The sequence below is a fragment of the Streptomyces sp. NPDC048483 genome, assembly GCF_040651455.1.
Classification (GTDB): Bacteria; Actinomycetota; Actinomycetes; order Streptomycetales; family Streptomycetaceae; genus Streptomyces.
Genome location: NZ_JBEZJZ010000041.1, coordinates 21,208 through 35,588, shown reverse-complemented (window position 1 = coordinate 35,588; position 14,381 = coordinate 21,208). Strand labels below are relative to the sequence as shown.

Annotated in this window: 14 protein-coding genes and 1 pseudogene; 7 read left to right on the top strand and 8 right to left on the bottom strand. The window is 70.7% G+C overall.

The window, feature by feature from the left end:
- Position 1 precedes the first annotated feature (1 nt).
- Positions 2-1,515: pseudogene (locus AB0D04_RS21350) on the bottom strand (S8 family serine peptidase).
- Between the two features lie 168 nt (positions 1,516-1,683).
- Complete coding sequence (locus AB0D04_RS21345) at positions 1,684-1,947, bottom strand: hypothetical protein (protein ID WP_362705473.1); 264 nt, start codon at positions 1,945-1,947, stop codon at positions 1,684-1,686.
- 139 nt (positions 1,948-2,086) lie between these two features.
- On the opposite strand from AB0D04_RS21345, the gene AB0D04_RS21340 reads away from it, so the two are divergent.
- The 3 genes from AB0D04_RS21340 to moaA all read left to right on the top strand — a co-directional run bounded on the left by AB0D04_RS21340 (position 2,087) and on the right by moaA (position 5,255).
- Complete coding sequence (locus AB0D04_RS21340) at positions 2,087-2,452, top strand: DUF485 domain-containing protein (RefSeq protein WP_362705470.1); 366 nt, start codon at positions 2,087-2,089, stop codon at positions 2,450-2,452.
- Entirely contained in the window at positions 2,449-4,071 is a 1,623-nt protein-coding gene (locus tag AB0D04_RS21335; RefSeq protein ID WP_362705467.1) for a cation acetate symporter, read from the top strand. The genes AB0D04_RS21340 and AB0D04_RS21335 overlap by 4 nt, the downstream gene beginning before the upstream one ends.
- 194 nt (positions 4,072-4,265) lie before the next feature.
- Positions 4,266-5,255 carry a GTP 3',8-cyclase MoaA gene (moaA, locus tag AB0D04_RS21330; RefSeq protein WP_362705465.1) on the top strand — a complete coding sequence of 330 codons (990 nt, stop codon included), beginning with the start codon at positions 4,266-4,268 and terminating at the stop codon, positions 5,253-5,255.
- A 25-nt stretch (positions 5,256-5,280) separates the two neighbouring features.
- Here moaA and AB0D04_RS21325 read toward each other — a convergent pair whose 3' ends face one another.
- Both AB0D04_RS21325 and AB0D04_RS21320 read right to left on the bottom strand, forming a co-directional pair.
- Entirely contained in the window at positions 5,281-5,517 is a 237-nt protein-coding gene (locus AB0D04_RS21325) for a hypothetical protein (RefSeq protein ID WP_362705551.1), read from the bottom strand.
- Positions 5,518-5,742: 225 nt separating this feature from the next.
- A complete protein-coding gene (locus AB0D04_RS21320) occupies positions 5,743-6,132 on the bottom strand; it encodes a DUF3099 domain-containing protein (protein ID WP_362705463.1) in 390 nt (129 codons plus the stop codon).
- Positions 6,133-6,365: 233 nt separating this feature from the next.
- Here AB0D04_RS21320 and AB0D04_RS21315 point away from each other — a divergent pair, with 233 nt between their 5' ends.
- Positions 6,366-6,641, top strand: a complete 276-nt coding sequence (locus tag AB0D04_RS21315; protein WP_362705460.1) for a GlsB/YeaQ/YmgE family stress response membrane protein — start codon at positions 6,366-6,368, stop codon at positions 6,639-6,641.
- 69 nt (positions 6,642-6,710) lie between these two features.
- Here the strand turns inward: AB0D04_RS21315 and tyrS are convergent, their stop codons facing one another.
- From tyrS to AB0D04_RS21300, 3 genes are all read right to left on the bottom strand, one after another.
- The gene (gene tyrS / locus AB0D04_RS21310) at positions 6,711-8,114 is read right to left on the bottom strand and encodes a tyrosine--tRNA ligase (RefSeq protein ID WP_362705457.1); all 1,404 of its coding nucleotides are present in this window, start codon (positions 8,112-8,114) and stop codon (positions 6,711-6,713) included.
- Positions 8,115-8,242: 128 nt separating this feature from the next.
- Entirely contained in the window at positions 8,243-9,679 is a 1,437-nt protein-coding gene (locus AB0D04_RS21305) for a metallopeptidase TldD-related protein (RefSeq protein WP_362705455.1), read from the bottom strand.
- On the bottom strand, positions 9,676-11,253 hold the full coding sequence (locus AB0D04_RS21300; RefSeq protein WP_362705452.1) for a TldD/PmbA family protein: 1,578 nt from the start codon (positions 11,251-11,253) through the stop codon (positions 9,676-9,678). Before AB0D04_RS21300 ends, AB0D04_RS21305 begins: the two co-directional genes overlap by 4 nt.
- 161 nt (positions 11,254-11,414) lie before the next feature.
- On the opposite strand from AB0D04_RS21300, the gene fabG reads away from it, so the two are divergent.
- The 3 genes from fabG to AB0D04_RS21285 all read left to right on the top strand — a co-directional run bounded on the left by fabG (position 11,415) and on the right by AB0D04_RS21285 (position 13,402).
- On the top strand, positions 11,415-12,119 hold the full coding sequence (gene fabG / locus AB0D04_RS21295; protein ID WP_362705450.1) for a 3-oxoacyl-[acyl-carrier-protein] reductase: 705 nt from the start codon (positions 11,415-11,417) through the stop codon (positions 12,117-12,119).
- A 5-nt stretch (positions 12,120-12,124) separates the two neighbouring features.
- Positions 12,125-12,901, top strand: coding sequence for an enoyl-ACP reductase FabI (gene fabI / locus AB0D04_RS21290; protein ID WP_362705448.1), 777 nt, complete (start codon positions 12,125-12,127; stop codon positions 12,899-12,901).
- Positions 12,902-13,054: 153 nt separating this feature from the next.
- Positions 13,055-13,402 carry a hypothetical protein gene (locus AB0D04_RS21285; RefSeq protein WP_362705447.1) on the top strand — a complete coding sequence of 116 codons (348 nt, stop codon included), beginning with the start codon at positions 13,055-13,057 and terminating at the stop codon, positions 13,400-13,402.
- A 223-nt stretch (positions 13,403-13,625) separates the two neighbouring features.
- Here the strand turns inward: AB0D04_RS21285 and AB0D04_RS21280 are convergent, their stop codons facing one another.
- Positions 13,626-14,309: an FCD domain-containing protein gene (locus AB0D04_RS21280; RefSeq protein ID WP_362705444.1), complete on the bottom strand. Its 684-nt coding sequence runs from the start codon at positions 14,307-14,309 to the stop codon at positions 13,626-13,628.
- Positions 14,310-14,381 lie beyond the last annotated feature (72 nt).

Below are 14,381 nucleotides of genomic sequence, written 5' to 3'. Positions count from 1 at the left end.
GTCAGCTCTTCACCGCGGCCAGCGCGTTGACGATGCCGTACCCGTAGTGGCTGTTGAGGTGCTTGGTGCCGGTGCAGGTGGCGTCACCGGTGGGGCAGCCGGGGTTGTCCGCCTGCTGCTTGAGCAGCCACTGGAGCTCCTGCGGGCTGGACTTGGGGTGCGTGGTCTTCAGCAGCGCCGCCACTCCCGCGACATGCGGGGTCGCCATGGACGTACCCGCCAGATAGGCCCAGTCGCCGCCCGGCATCGTGGAGAGGATGTTGCCGTTCTTGGCGGGCAGCTCGGGCACCTGCTTCGTGTCGCCGCCCGGCGCCGCCACATCGATCTGGCCCAGGCCGAAGTTCGAGTAGTACGACTTGAGCTTGTGCACCCCGGTCGCGGAGACCGTCACCGTGCCCGGCAGCTGGGTGGGCACGTCCCAGCAGGTCTTGGGATTGATGGTGCGCTCGACGGGCGTCGAGTCGTTGGGGCTCCCGCTGTCGGTGAGCTTCTCGGCCGCGAGGTCCAGGTTCGAGTTTCCCGCCGCGGCGACGTTGAGCACGCCCTTGCCCTGGGCGTACTTCGCGGCCCGGCCGACCGCGTCAATGATCGCCGCCTGATCGGCGTCGTCCTTGCAGTTGAACATCCACGGGTCGACGTCATAGCTGTTGTTGGTCACCTCGACGCCGTGGTCGGCCGCGAAGACAAAGGCGCACACCACGCTCTCGGCGTAGAACAGCGACGTCTCGGGCTCGCTGACCTTGAGGGCGGAGATCTTCACGCCGGGCGCGACGCCCGCCACGCCCACGCCGTTACGGGCCGCGGCGATCGTGCCCGCGACATGCGTGCCGTGGTAGTCGGCGTCCGCGTCCCAGGGCCGCCAGGCCCCTTTGGACGTATCGGCCACGCCGCCCACACAGTTGGCGGACTGCTTTGCGGAGAAGTTCGCCTTCAGGTCCGGGTGGGTGTCGTCCACACCGGTGTCGATGATGCCGACGGTGACGTTCCGGCCGCCGGGGTTCACCTTCGCGGCCTTGTCGGCCTTGATGGCGGGCAGGTCCCACTGCAGCGGTTCGAGCGGCTCCTTGCCGTTCGCCTTCGCCGCCGTGGCCGCCGCCTTGAGCCGGTCCTTCGCCAGGCGGTCGATCTTCTGCGGTTTGCCGACGTCGGTGGTGCCGGACGCCTTGAGCGGCGCGGTACGGGACGCACCCGCCGACTGCACGCCCGCCACCGTGCGTATCGTCTCGGCGAACTTCGGGTTGGCCGAGTGGACGACGATCACGCCTATCTGCTCATGGGCGACGATCACCTTCCCGCCGGCCTTGGCTATCGCCTTCTTCACCTTGCCGACCGTGGCGTGGTCCGGCGCGGCGTTCACGACGTACGAAAGGAGCGGGCCGTCGGTCGTGACCGCGGCGGCGGGGGCGGCGTCCTGAGGCGCGGCGGTGGCCGCGGTCGAAAGGAAGCCGAGGGACGCCGTCAGAGCCAGTCCGAGTGGCAGGGCCAGGGCCCGCGTCTGGATCGGGGATGAGCCATGGGTACTCCACATCATCCGTGAGACCGCCCGTGCACGGGTTTGCGCACGGGCGGATGCAATGAGACGTGAAGTTAGCGGCGATCACCGGCGCTCAGCAATGGAACCGGGAAAAAACCCGTCAGGGATGGCAAATTGACGTCACGTCAAAGCCGTGGTGCGGGGCGGCGTCAGGTGCCGCGCCGCAGCGTGCCGATGCTCAGCGGGGGCAGGGCGACCCGCGGGCCGTACCAGCGGGGGGGCCGTCGTACCACCGGGGCGGCGGGTGGGGGCACCTCCCGCTCGAGCGAAGCCGAGAGTGGGGGAGGGGCGGGCAGCCGGATGCTGCCGTAGGGGTGCCGACGGGGACCGGAGGGCTGCGGGGCCTGCGGGGGCGGCGGAGTCACACCGGGCTCAACGAAGCGCCCGCGCAGCGGTGGCGGCCGGGCCGGCATTCCTGCGATTTTCTTCGCGGTTTCAACCATCCGCCCCCTGTCGCATCGCTGCCGGCGGTTCTACGATGCGCGTGATCCACATCACTTATCCGGGCCTTATTGTCGGCCTCAGTACCAGCCCTACGTGTCAGGAGAATCCGTGAGCGCCGCACCCACTACCGACACCGGGACGCACGAGCCGCCCGACTACAGCCAGGTGCAGTCGAGCGCGGAATTCGCCGAACTGCGCCGCACCCACCGCTCGTTCGCCTTCCCGCTCACCCTCGCCTTCATCCTCTGGTACCTGGTGTACGTACTGCTGTCGAGCTACGCCGGCGGCTTCATGGCCACCAAGGTTGTCGGCCACCTCAATGTCGCCTTCGTCCTCGGCATCGCCCAGTTCGCCACCACGTTCCTGATCGCCTGGTGGTACTCCCGGCACGCCGCCGCCAAGCTCGACCCCAAGGCCGAAGCCATCAAGTCCCGCCTGGAGGGCGTCACCCTCCGCAAGGAAGGTGGCGCATGAACCTCACCCAGCACCTCGCGGCCGGCGGCGCGGGCGAGCACCGCACCCTGATCATCACCCTCTTCGCGGTCTTCGTCGCCGCCACCCTCGGCATCACCGTCTGGGCCGGCCGGCAGACCAAGGGCGCCGAGGACTTCTACGCCGGCGGCCGCCAGTTCAGCGGCTTCCAGAACGGCCTGGCCATCTCCGGCGACTACATGTCCGCCGCGTCCTTCCTCGGCATCGCCGGCGCCATCGCCCTCTTCGGCTACGACGGCTTCCTCTACTCCATCGGCTTCCTCGTCGCCTGGCTGGTCGCCCTCCTCCTGGTGGCCGAACCGCTGCGCAACTCCGGCCGGTTCACCATGGGCGACGTCCTCGCCTACCGGATGCGCCAGCGCCCGGTCCGTACGGCCGCCGGCACCTCCACCATCATCGTCTCGATCTTCTACCTGCTCGCCCAGATGGCGGGCGCCGGCGCCCTGGTCACCCTGCTCCTCGGCATCACCAGCGAGGTCGGCAAGATCCTCGTCGTCGTCCTCGTCGGCATCGTGATGATCCTCTACGTCACCATCGGCGGCATGAAGGGGACCACCTGGGTCCAGATGGTCAAGGCGGTGCTGCTGATCGCCGGCACCCTGCTGATCACGTTCCTGGTGGCGCTCAAGTTCCACTTCAACCTCTCCGAGCTGCTCGGCGCCGCCGCGGAGAACAGCGGCAAGGGCGCCGCCTTCCTGGAGCCCGGCCTGAAGTACGGAGCCACCGCCACCTCGAAGATCGACTTCATTTCGCTGGGCCTCGCCCTGGTGCTGGGCACCGCGGGCCTGCCGCACATCCTCATCCGCTTCTACACCGTCCCCACCGCCAAGGCCGCCCGGAAGTCGGTGAACTGGGCGATCGGGATCATCGGCGTCTTCTACCTGATGACCATCGCGCTCGGCTTCGGCGCCGCGGCCCTGATCAAGCCCGAGGCGATCACCGCCGCCAACAAGGCGGGCAACACCGCGGCCCCGCAGCTCGCCGAGGTGATCGGCGGTGGCGCCGGATCCACCGGCGGCGCGGTGCTGCTCGCCGTCATCTCCGCGGTGGCCTTCGCGACGATCCTCGCGGTGGTCGCCGGGCTCACCCTCGCCTCGTCCTCGTCCTTCGCCCATGACATCTACGTCAATGTCATCCGCAGGGGCAAGGCCACGGAGAAGGAAGAGGTCGCCTCGGCCCGCTGGGCGACCGTCGGCATCGGCGCCGTCGCCATCGCGCTCGGCGTCTTCGCCCGCGGCCTGAACGTCGCCGGCCTGGTGGCGCTCGCCTTCGCGGTCGCCGCCTCCGCCAACCTCCCGACCATCCTCTACAGCCTGTTCTGGAAGCGCTTCACCACCCAGGGCGCCTTGTGGTCCATCTACGGCGGCCTCACCTCCTCCGTCCTGCTGGTCCTCTTCTCCCCGGTCGTCTCCGGCAAGGAGACCTCGATGTTCCCCGGCGCCGACTTCGCCCTCTTCCCACTGGAGAACCCCGGCCTGATCTCCATCCCGCTGGGCTTCCTCCTCGGCTGGCTGGGATCCCTGCTCTCCAAAGAGGAGCCGGACACCAAGAAGTACGCCGAGCTCGAGGTCCGCTCGCTGACCGGAACCGGGGCCCACTAGCCCTCCCCGATGGCGGCTTGAGCCGTCCCTACAGCCAACGGGCGGGGTGGCATCGTAGAGATCTACGACGCCACCCCGCCCACCTCGTGCTTCTGCGCCCTGCTCACCGCCGGACCCATCGCGTAGGCTCGAACACGTACCGAACTGATCCACTGCCGAAGCAATTGATCTACCCCTGTCGGGGAGGGGGCCCAGTGCTCATCGACACTTACGGTCGCGTGGCCACCGACCTGCGCGTTTCGCTGACGGACCGCTGCAATCTGCGGTGTACGTACTGCATGCCCGAAGAAGGGCTGCAATGGCTCGCCAAGCCCGATCTGCTCACCGACGACGAGATCGTCCGGCTGATCACCATCGCCGTACGGGACCTCGGCATCGAAGAGGTCCGCTTCACCGGCGGTGAACCGCTGCTCCGCCCCGGCCTGGTCGGCATCGTCGAGCGCGTCGCACAGCTCACCCCGCGCCCCCAGATGTCCCTGACCACCAACGGCATCGGCCTCCAGCGCACCGCCACCGCGCTGCGCGACGCCGGCCTCGACCGGGTCAATGTCTCCCTCGACACCCTGCGGCCGGACGTCTTCCAGGCCCTGACCCGCCGCAAGCGGCACGAGGACGTCCTGCGCGGCCTGGAGGCGGCCCGCGCCGCCGGCCTCACCCCGGTCAAGGTCAACACCGTCCTGATGCCCGGCCTCAACGCCGACGAGGCCCCCGACCTGCTCGCCTGGGCGGTCGAGAACGACTACGAGCTCCGCTTCATCGAGCAGATGCCCCTGGATGCCCAGCACGGCTGGAAGCGCGACGGCATGATCACCGCCGGTGACATCCTCGCCTCGCTGCGCACCCGCTTCGAGCTCACCCCCGAGGGTCAGGAGGCGCGCGGCGCCGCGCCCGCCGAGCGCTGGACCGTCAACGGCGGCCCGCACCGCGTCGGCGTCATCGCCTCCGTCACCCGCCCGTTCTGCCGCGCCTGCGACCGTACGCGGCTGACGGCCGACGGCCAGGTCCGCACCTGCCTGTTCGCCACCGAGGAGACGGACCTGCGGGCCGCCCTGCGCTCGGACGCCCCCGACGCCGAGATCGCCCGCATCTGGAAGCTCGCGATGTGGGGCAAGAAGGCGGGCTCCGGACTGGACGACCCGTCCTTCCTGCAGCCCGAGCGTCCGATGTCCGCGATCGGCGGCTGAGCCGGGCGCCGGGCGCGCGCCGGGGTCACTGCCCGGCGGCCGACGCCTCCCACTCCTCGAGCGTCACCACGTCCTTCAGGAAGCCGCGTACGCCGAGGAACTGCGACAGATGCTCCCGGTGTTCCTCGCACGCCAGCCAGGTCTTGCGGCGGTCCGGGGTGTGCAGCTTCGGGTTGTTCCAGGCCAGCACCCACACCGCGGCCGCGCGGCAGCCCTTGGCGGAGCAGATGGCGGCGCCCGCATCGGCGCCGGGACCGGTCAGGAAATTCGGGAGATCCGGGGAGTTCACGGCCTCAACCCTACGTGCCGCACCCGGCAGCGGACATGGCGACGCCGGGCAGCCACGGGGGGAGCCGCCCGGCGTCGGTCCGTCGCTCCGACGGGGGATGCGGAGCGCGTACGCAGTATGTCACGGGGAATGGTGCGCGGTGCACCGGATCCGCACGATTGATCTGAGCTTTTCTTGAGCTTTGCGGACGCGTGCCGCTCAGCTTCGCTCCCGCCCGGGGTCCGGAGCGTCCGCCTCCGGTGCCTCCGGAACGGATTCCGCGGGCCCGTCCTGGCCGCCCGGCTCCCCGCTGCCCGGTCCCAGCACGGGCCGCGACGGCGGCGGGACGAACGTCGACGGAAGCGAAGGGGCGTTCTCCCGGCCCGCGTTGGCGATCACCACCGCGACGTACGGCAACCCTATGCCCAGCACCAGCATCGCAATGGCAATCGGCCGCTCGATGTTCCACAGCACGGTGGCGAGCACGACCGAAACGCTCCGGATCGCCATCGAGATCACATAACGGCGCTGCCGTCCCCGCACGTCCTCGGACAGCCCCTGCCGCGCCCCGGTGATCCGGAAGGACTGGGCACTGCTCTGCTTCCGCATCACGTTCCACCACCTGCTGTCGTATGCCGGATTCTCCCCGCTTTCCGGGCAGATCCCACGGTACGCCGCGGCTGGGCCGCCTACGAGAGCGGGTCATGCCCAGGGACGCCGGGGCCGGCCGGAGCGATCTGTGGAGACGCCGCTCCGGCATGCGGCGTAGGAGATGCGGAGCGACACTGGCGGGGCACGGTTACCTGCGCGGTGGCCGGCTCCGCGCCGTAAGAGGAGGCGACATGAGTTGGTTGTGGGCCATCATCCTCGGCCTGATCCTGGGTCTGATCGCCAAGGCCGTCATCCCCGGCAAGCAGCAGATCCCCCTCTGGCTGACCGTGATCTTCGGCATGCTGGGCAGCGTCCTGGGCAACTGGGCGGCCACCGGGCTCGGCGTCAACGAGACCTCGGGCATCGACTGGATCCGGCATCTGCTGCAGTTGGCCGGCGCGGTGCTCATCGTCGGCGTGGGCGACCGGTTCTGGGTCGGCACCCGCGGCAAGAAACCCACCGCCTGAGCGCTGCGGACGGACAACGGCGGCCGGTGCGCACAGTGTGCACACCGGCCGCCGCCGGGCCGCCGGGGCTCAGCGCCCCTCGAGCTGCGCGAGCTTGCGCCCGGCCTTGAGGTACGCGGTGCCCGGCGCACCGGCCAGCTTCTCGGCCAGCACCTCGGCCAGCGGCCGTACCGACTCCGCCTCGGCGAGCACCACGGTCTGCTGACCGCCCTCGCCCTCCACGACCAGCCGCAGCGCGTTCTGCTTGGCCAGCCGCCGCGCCGCAGAGGCGCTCGGCGTGAACTCCAGAACCTTCGTCAGCACCGCCGCGACGGTCTCGCCGCCGTGCTCGGCGACATCGACGACCGGCAGCGACTCGACGTCGGCGAAGGACTTCTTGGAGAACTGGGCGACGAACCCGGCCCGCGCGGCCATCGCCGCCTCCAGCCCGTACAGCGCCGCCACGACCTCACCCGCGAGGACCTTCTTGAGGTCCATCGGGTGCAGCGACCGGTCACCGATCCGGCCCAAGGCGAGCGTGATCTCCTCGTCCGTCCACTCCGTCCAGGCCTTCAGGTACGGCTCCATCAGCCGGTCCGGCACCGACATGATCTTGCCGAAGACATCGTCGGCGGGCGCGCCCAGACCGACGTAATTGCCCTTGGACTTGGACATCTTGGCGCCGGTGCCGTCCGTGCCCTCGATCAGCGGCATGGTGACGACCAGCTGCGGCCGCTGCCCGCGCAGCTCCATCAGCTTGCGGCCCATCTGCAGGTTGAGCAGCTGGTCGGAGCCGCCCAGCTCCACATCGCACTCCAACGCCACCGAGTCCAGGCCCTGCGCGATGGGGTACAGCAGCTCCGTCATGGTCAGCCCGGAGCCGGCCGCCAGCCGGTTGCGGAAGTCCTCGCGCTGCAGCAGCTGCGAGGCCGGCACCTGGGCGAGCAGCCCCAGCAGCTCCGGGAAGGTGTACGGCGACAGCCACTCGCTGTTCTGCCGGAAGCTGACCTTCTCGAAGTCGAAGAAGGGGCGCACCTGTTCGCGGTAGGTGGCGAGGTTGTGCGCGATGTCCTCGTCGGTCAGCGGCGGGCGCTCGGCGGTACGGCCCGACGGGTCACCGATCTTGGCCGTGAAGTCGCCGATGATCAGCGTGACGTCGTGCCCCAGCCGCTGGAACCGGCTCAGGATGATCAGCGGGACCGCGTGCCCCAGGTGCACATCGGTCGCCGTCGGGTCGATGCCCAGCTTGATGTGCAGGCCCGTGCCCGCCGCCCGGCGCTCCTCGATCCGCTCGGCCAGCTTGTCCACGCCCGGCAGGACCTCGACCGTACGGGCCGCGATCAGTTCGGCCTGCTCCTTGGCGGGCAGGTCCGTCAGGTCGAGATAGCGCCGGGCGCCCGTCTCCTCGAGCAGCTCCTGGACGGTGGCGTCCGAGGAGAGGTCGGCGGAGAGCAGCGTGCTGGCGCGGGCGACGGATTCGCCGAGGCGTGTCATGGCGTTCCTGATCGATCGTGGGTCCCCAAGGGCGGATCCCCGAGGGGGAAGCAAGAGGCCAGTCTATTCGGTGTCCGCACACCGGCCCCCGCCTCCCCGGCCGGGCAGGCGCGCTCAGCCCCCCGCGTTCACACCCCCTGGCTGACCGAGCTCATGTGGAAGTCCGGGATCCGCAGCGCCGGCATCGCCGCCCGGGTGAAGTAGTCGCTCCACTCGCGCGGCAGGGTCCGCTCCGTACGGCCCGCCTCCACCGCCCGCGACAGCAGATCCACCGGCGACTCGTTGAAGCGGAAGTTGTTGACCTCGCCGACCACCTCGCCCCCCTCGACCAGATAGACGCCGTCGCGGGTCAGCCCGGTCAGCAGCAGCGTGGCCGGGTCGACCTCGCGGATGTACCACAGGCAGGTCAGCAGCAGCGCCGGACCGTCGTGCCCGCTCGCCGCCACCATCTCGTCCAGGGAACGCGAACCGCCCGCCTCCAGAACGAGGTTGTCGATCCCCGGCGCCACCGGAAGACCGGTCAGCGCCGCGCTGTGCCGGGTGGTCGGCAGCCGGTTCAGCACACCGTCGCGCACCCAGTCGGTGGCCGTCAGCGGCAGCCCGTTGTCGAAGACGGACGCATCGTCGCCGGAGGCATGCGCCAGGACGAACGGCGCGCACTCCAGCCCCTGCGCCGCCGGGTCGCTGCGCAGCGTCAGCGGCAGCTCGGAGAGCCGCTCACCCAGCCGGGTACGCGACGCCCCCGCGCCCTCGCCCGTCCTGGAGAAGACCGTACGGCCCTCCGCGGCATCCCGCGCCGACGACGACCACAGCTGGTAGATCAGCAGGTCGGCCACGGCGGTCGGCGGCAGCAGCGTCTCGTACCGCCCGGCCGGCAGCTCGATCCGCCGCCCGGCCCAGCCCAGCCGCCGCGCCAGCTCCGCATCCAGCTCCCGCGGATCGACATCGCCGAAGTCACGGGTGGCACGCCCGGCCCAGGCCGAGCGCGTACGGTCCGGCGACTTGGCGTTCAGCTCCAGCGTCCCGGTGGGCTGGTCGTGCCGCAGCCGCAGCCCGGCCGAGGTGCCCAGGTAGGACGAGACGACCCCGTGGTGCGCGAAGCCGTACAGCTCCCGGCCGCCGGACCGGGCCTGCTGAAAGGCCTCGCCGAGGGCCGGCGCGAACTGCGCGAAGACGTCCGAGGACGTCTCGCCGGGTGCCTCCGTGAAGTCCGCCGACGCCTTCGCCCCGGCCACCAGCGGCTGCGCGTCCTCGGCCGGCCCCGCATCCCGCGCGGCCGCCTCCGCGGCCCGCACCAGCGGCTCCAGCTCGTCCGCGGTCACCGCCGACCGCGAGACCACCCCCGACGCGGTGCCCTGCCCGCCGTCCACCGTCGCCATGACGGTCAGCGTCCGGCCGCGGGTGACGCCGTTGGTGGTGAGCGCATTGCCCGCCCAGCGCAGATTGGCGCTGGAGTGCTCATCGGCGATCACCACACACCCGTCGGCACGGGACAGCTCGAGAGCCCGCTCGACGATCTCGTGCGGTGCGTTGCGTCGGCTCGTACGAGGCGTACGCGTGCTCATCGACCGGCCTCCTGCGTCGTGTTGAGGATGTTGACGCCCTCGAACAGGGCCGACGGGCAGCCGTGCGACACCGCCGCGATCTGCCCCGGCTGCGCCTTGCCGCAGTTGAAGGCCCCGCCCAGGACGTAGGTCCCCGGGCCGCCCACCGCGGTCATCGAGCCCCAGAAGTCGGTGGTGGTCGCCTGATAGGCGACATCGCGCAGCTGCCCGGCCAGCCGGCCGTTCTCGATGCGGAAGAACCGCTGGCCGGTGAACTGGAAGTTGTAGCGCTGCATGTCGATCGACCACGACCGGTCGCCGACGACATAGATGCCGCGCTCCACCCCCGCGATCAGCTCCTCGGTGGACGGCCCGTCCGGCGCCGGACGGAGCGAGACATTGGCCATCCGCTGCACCGGCACATGGCCCGGCGAGTCCGCGAACGCGCACCCGTTGGAGCGTGCAAAGCCCGTCAACTTGGCGATTCTGCGGTCGAGTTGATAGCCGACCAGGGTCCCGTCCCGGACCAGGTCCCAGGACTGCGCGGCCACGCCCTCGTCGTCGTAACCGATCGTCGCCAGGCCGTGCTCGGCGGTGCGGTCACCCGTCACATTCATGATCTCCGAGCCGTACGCCAGCTTCCCCAGCTGGTCGAAGGTGGCGAACGAGGTGCCCGCGTACGCCGCCTCGTACCCCAGCGCCCGGTCCAGCTCGGTGGCGTGCCCGATCGACTCATGGATGGTCAGCCAGAGGTTCGACGGGTCCACCACCAGGTCGTACGCGCCCGGCTCGACGCTCGGTGCGCGCATCTTCTCGGCGAGATGGTCCGGGATCCGCGCCAGCTCGCCGTCCCAGTCGTACGTGTCGCCGGTGAGGTACTCCCAGCCGCGGCCCACCGGAGGGGCGAGGGTGCGCATCGAGTCGAACTCGCCGCTGGCCTCGTCCACCGCGACCGCCGTCAGCTGCGGATGCAGCCGGACGCGCTGCTGGGTGGTGCTGGTCCCCGCGGTGTCCGCGTAGAACTTGTTCTCCTGGACGGTCAGCAGCGAGGCATCCGCATGTGCCACTCCGGGCGCCGCCAGCAGCCGCGCGCTCCACTCGGCCAGCAGCCCGGTCTTGTCCGCATCCGGTACGCCGAACGGATTGATCTCGTACGAGGAGATCCACGTCCGGTCCGGGTACGCGGGCTCGGCGGCCAGCTCGACCCTCTCGCCCACCCGTCGCCCACCACCACCCTTCGAGGGAAGCGCTTCGCGCCCTTTGTTTGCGGCCTCGATCACCTTGGCGGACAGCTTCGCCATCGCCACCGCCTGCGACGCCACCCGCGCCGCCGCGTCCATCGTCAGATCCACCCCGGAGGCAAACCCCCAGGCACCGCCGTGCACCACCCGCACCGCATAGCCGAGGTCGGTGGTGTCGGAGGTCCCGGAGGTACGGGCGTCGCGCAGCCGCCAGGCCGCGCTGCGCACCCGCTCCAGGCGGAAGTCGGCGTGTTCGGCGCCCAGCGCGCGGGCCCGCGCCAGCGCGGCGTCGGCCAGCGCGCGCAAGGGCAGCGCCAGGAAGGTCTCATCCAGGGCATGGGGTGCAGCAGGCACGTCTTCCTCCCGTAGTCGGCGCCTAGATCATGCCTGGTTCTGTGGGGACCCGACAGTGACCGGCGCAAGCCCCTGTGCGGGCTCGATTCCTCGGAAAGCCCTCGTGACCGATAGTTTCGTAGCGAACTCAGGACGGATCAGGAAACGGAAAGGGTGATCTTTTGAGCCGCTCGGTTCTGGTCACCGGAGGCAACCGCGGCATTGGCCTTGCCATTGCCCGTGCCTTCGCCGAGGCAGGCGACAAGGTCGCCATCACCTACCGCTCGGGCGAGCCCCCCGCGGGATTTTTGGCCGTGAAGTGCGACATCACGGACAGCGAGCAGGTCGAGCAGGCGTACAAGGAGATCGAGGAGAAGCAGGGCGCGGTCGAGGTGCTGGTGGCCAACGCCGGCGTCACCCGCGACCAGCTGCTGATGCGGATGTCCGAGGAGGACTTCACCTCGGTCATCGAGACCAACCTGACCGGCACGTTCCGGGTCGTCAAGCGCGCCAACCGGGCGATGCTGCGGGCCCGTAAGGGACGGGTCGTGCTGATCTCGTCCGTGGTCGGCCTGATGGGCGGCCCGGGGCAGGCGAACTACGCCGCCTCCAAGGCGGGCCTGGTGGGCTTCGCCCGCTCGCTCGCCCGGGAGCTGGGCAGCCGCAACATCACCGTCAACGTCGTCGCCCCCGGCTTCGTCGACACCGACATGACCCGTTCGCTCACCGACGAGCAGCGGGACAACATCATGAAGCAGGTACCGCTCGCGCGTTATGCGCAGCCCGAGGAGATCGCCGCCTCGGTCCGCTTCCTGGCCTCCGACGAGGCCGCGTACATCACTGGAGCCGTCATTCCCGTCGACGGCGGATTGGGCATGGGTCACTGATCAGCATGAGTGGAATCCTTGCAGGCAAGCGCATCTTGGTGACCGGAGTCCTCACCGAGGGGTCCATCGCCTTCCACGCGGCGAAGGTCGCGCAGGAGCAGGGCGCGGAGGTCGTTCTCACCGGCTTCGGACGGGTCTCGCTCGTGGAGCGCATCTCCAAGCGGCTGCCCGAGCCGACCGCGGTCATCGAGATGGACGTCACCAACCAGGAGCACCTGGACGGTCTGGCCGCCAAGGTCGGCGAGTACTTCGGTGACGACGAGGGCATCGACGGCATCGTGCACTCGATCGCTTTCGGTCCGCAGGGCGCCTTCAACTTCCTGGAGGCGGGCTGGGAGGACGTCTCGACCGCGCTGCAGGTCTCCGCGTACTCCCTGAAGTCGCTGACCATGGCACTGCTGCCGCTGATGGAGAAGCGCGGCGGCGGCTCGGTCGTCGGCATCACCTTCGACGGGTCGATTGCCTGGCCGAAGTATGACTGGATGGGCGTCGCCAAGGCCGCCCTGGAGTCCACCGGGCGTTACCTGGCCCGTGACCTGGGCGGGCGGAACATCCGCGTCAACATGGTCTCGGCCGGCCCGATCAAGTCGATGGCCGCCAAGTCCATCCCGGGCTTCGAGGAGCTGGCGGACGTCTGGAACCACCGCGCGCCGATCGGCTGGGACCTGGCCGACCCGGAGCCGGCGGGCCGCGGCGTCGTCGGTCTGCTGTCGGACTTCTTCCCGAAGACGACGGGTGAAGTCGTGCACGTCGACGGCGGTGTGCACATGATGGGCGCCTGACGCCGATCCCGCATCCGTACTGCCCGTCCCGGTCCGCCGGGGCGGGCAGAACGCGTTTTCGAGTCGAGAAGCGGCGGCCCCCGCCACACACTGGATGAGGCGTCCGGGACGAGCCCGGCGCCTCGTTCCCGGCGCATCGTGGGGAGGTCCGGCATGCCTGCATCCCACCGCCGTACGGCAGCCTTTGCCGTCACCCTCGCCGCCCTCCTGGGCGCCACCGCCTCGGCCGCGCGGGCCGTGCCGCCCGCCCCCGCCGACGATCCCCGGGACATGCCGCGCGCCCAGTGCCGTACCGCCGTCGTGGGCAGCACCGGCACCGCCCGCTGCTTCAACCCCAACGGGACCATCAGCCGGGTGCGGCTGCACATCGAGTGCAGCCGCTGGTACGACCCGGACGTGGACACCCGCGCCGTGCCGGTCGGCCCGGCCGGGCAGATCACCGTGGCCGGGCGCTGCTGGCAGGAGATCGAGGACCTCTGGGTCAGCCAGGATCCGGGGTGAGCGGCCGGAGCGCCACCCACCTGGTGCCCGCCCGGGAATACGGCCCCGGGAATACGGCCCCGGGAATACGGCCCCGGGAATACCGCCCCGCCCCCGCCACGTTCTGGCCCCGCAGGGGGCGCCCGCAACCCCTAGGGGATCTGTTCCCCCGCCCCTTAGGGATCAGCCCCGACGCCCCGGCCCACCCGCCCCCGGCCAGGGCCCACCCGCCCCCGGCCCGTGATCAGCCCCGCTTCAGCGCCGGGAACCGGCAGCCGAAGGAGTGCCCGCTCGCCTCGGAGGCGGCCAGGTCGGCGTCGCCGGCGCGGATCGCCTCGACCAGGCGGGCATGGTCCAGATGTGCCTCGGGCCGCAGCACCTTGCCGACGTCGGCCCGCAGGAAGTCGCGCAGTACGCCCCCGAGGTCGGCGTAGATCTCGGCGAGCACCTCGTTGTGCGAGGCCGCCACCACCGCCATGTGCAAGGTCGCGTCCGCCTCCACGAACGCCTCGGCCGCCCCGGAGTCCCAGGCCGCCTCGCGCCGCTCCAGCAGGGTGTCGAGCTGCCGCAGGTCCTGCTCCGTACGGCGCTGCGCGGCGAGCCGGGCGGCCTCGGCCTCCAGGGCGCTGCGCAGCTCGGCGACATGGCGCGGGTCGGCCTCCGCGAAGCGGCGGTTCATCACCCCGGCCAGCTCGCTGGTGGCGACCACATAGGTGCCCGAGCCCTGCCGGATGTCCAGCAGCCCGTTGTGCGCCAGCGCCCGTACGGCCTCGCGGACGGTGTTACGGGCCACCCCCAGCTCCTCGACGAGCTCCGGCTCGGTCGGGATGCGGGCGCCCACCGGCCACTCGCCGGATGTGATCTGGGCGCGCAGCTGCGCAATCACCTGGTCGGCCAGTGCGGACCGGCGGGGCGAGGTCAGGGGCATGACGGTGCTCCGGAGGGTGGGGCGGACGGACGGCTGCGCGGACGCCGGCGGGGCCTTGCGGCCCGCGGCGTG

Excerpts from the sequence above, each read along its gene's own strand:
- AB0D04_RS21345 (WP_362705473.1), bottom strand. The coding sequence starts at position 1,947 with ATGCCGGCCCGGCCGCCACCGCTGCGCGGGCGCTTCGTTGAGCCCGGT.
- AB0D04_RS21315 (WP_362705460.1), top strand. The coding sequence starts at position 6,366 with ATGAGTTGGTTGTGGGCCATCATCCTCGGCCTGATCCTGGGTCTGATC.
- AB0D04_RS21305 (WP_362705455.1), bottom strand. The coding sequence starts at position 9,679 with ATGAGCACGCGTACGCCTCGTACGAGCCGACGCAACGCACCGCACGAG.
- AB0D04_RS21320 (WP_362705463.1), bottom strand. The coding sequence starts at position 6,132 with ATGCGGAAGCAGAGCAGTGCCCAGTCCTTCCGGATCACCGGGGCGCGG.
- AB0D04_RS21285 (WP_362705447.1), top strand. The coding sequence starts at position 13,055 with ATGCCTGCATCCCACCGCCGTACGGCAGCCTTTGCCGTCACCCTCGCC.
- AB0D04_RS21280 (WP_362705444.1), bottom strand. The coding sequence starts at position 14,309 with ATGCCCCTGACCTCGCCCCGCCGGTCCGCACTGGCCGACCAGGTGATT.
- AB0D04_RS21335 (WP_362705467.1), top strand. The coding sequence starts at position 2,449 with ATGAACCTCACCCAGCACCTCGCGGCCGGCGGCGCGGGCGAGCACCGC.
- tyrS (WP_362705457.1), bottom strand. The coding sequence starts at position 8,114 with ATGACACGCCTCGGCGAATCCGTCGCCCGCGCCAGCACGCTGCTCTCC.
- fabI (WP_362705448.1), top strand. The coding sequence starts at position 12,125 with ATGAGTGGAATCCTTGCAGGCAAGCGCATCTTGGTGACCGGAGTCCTC.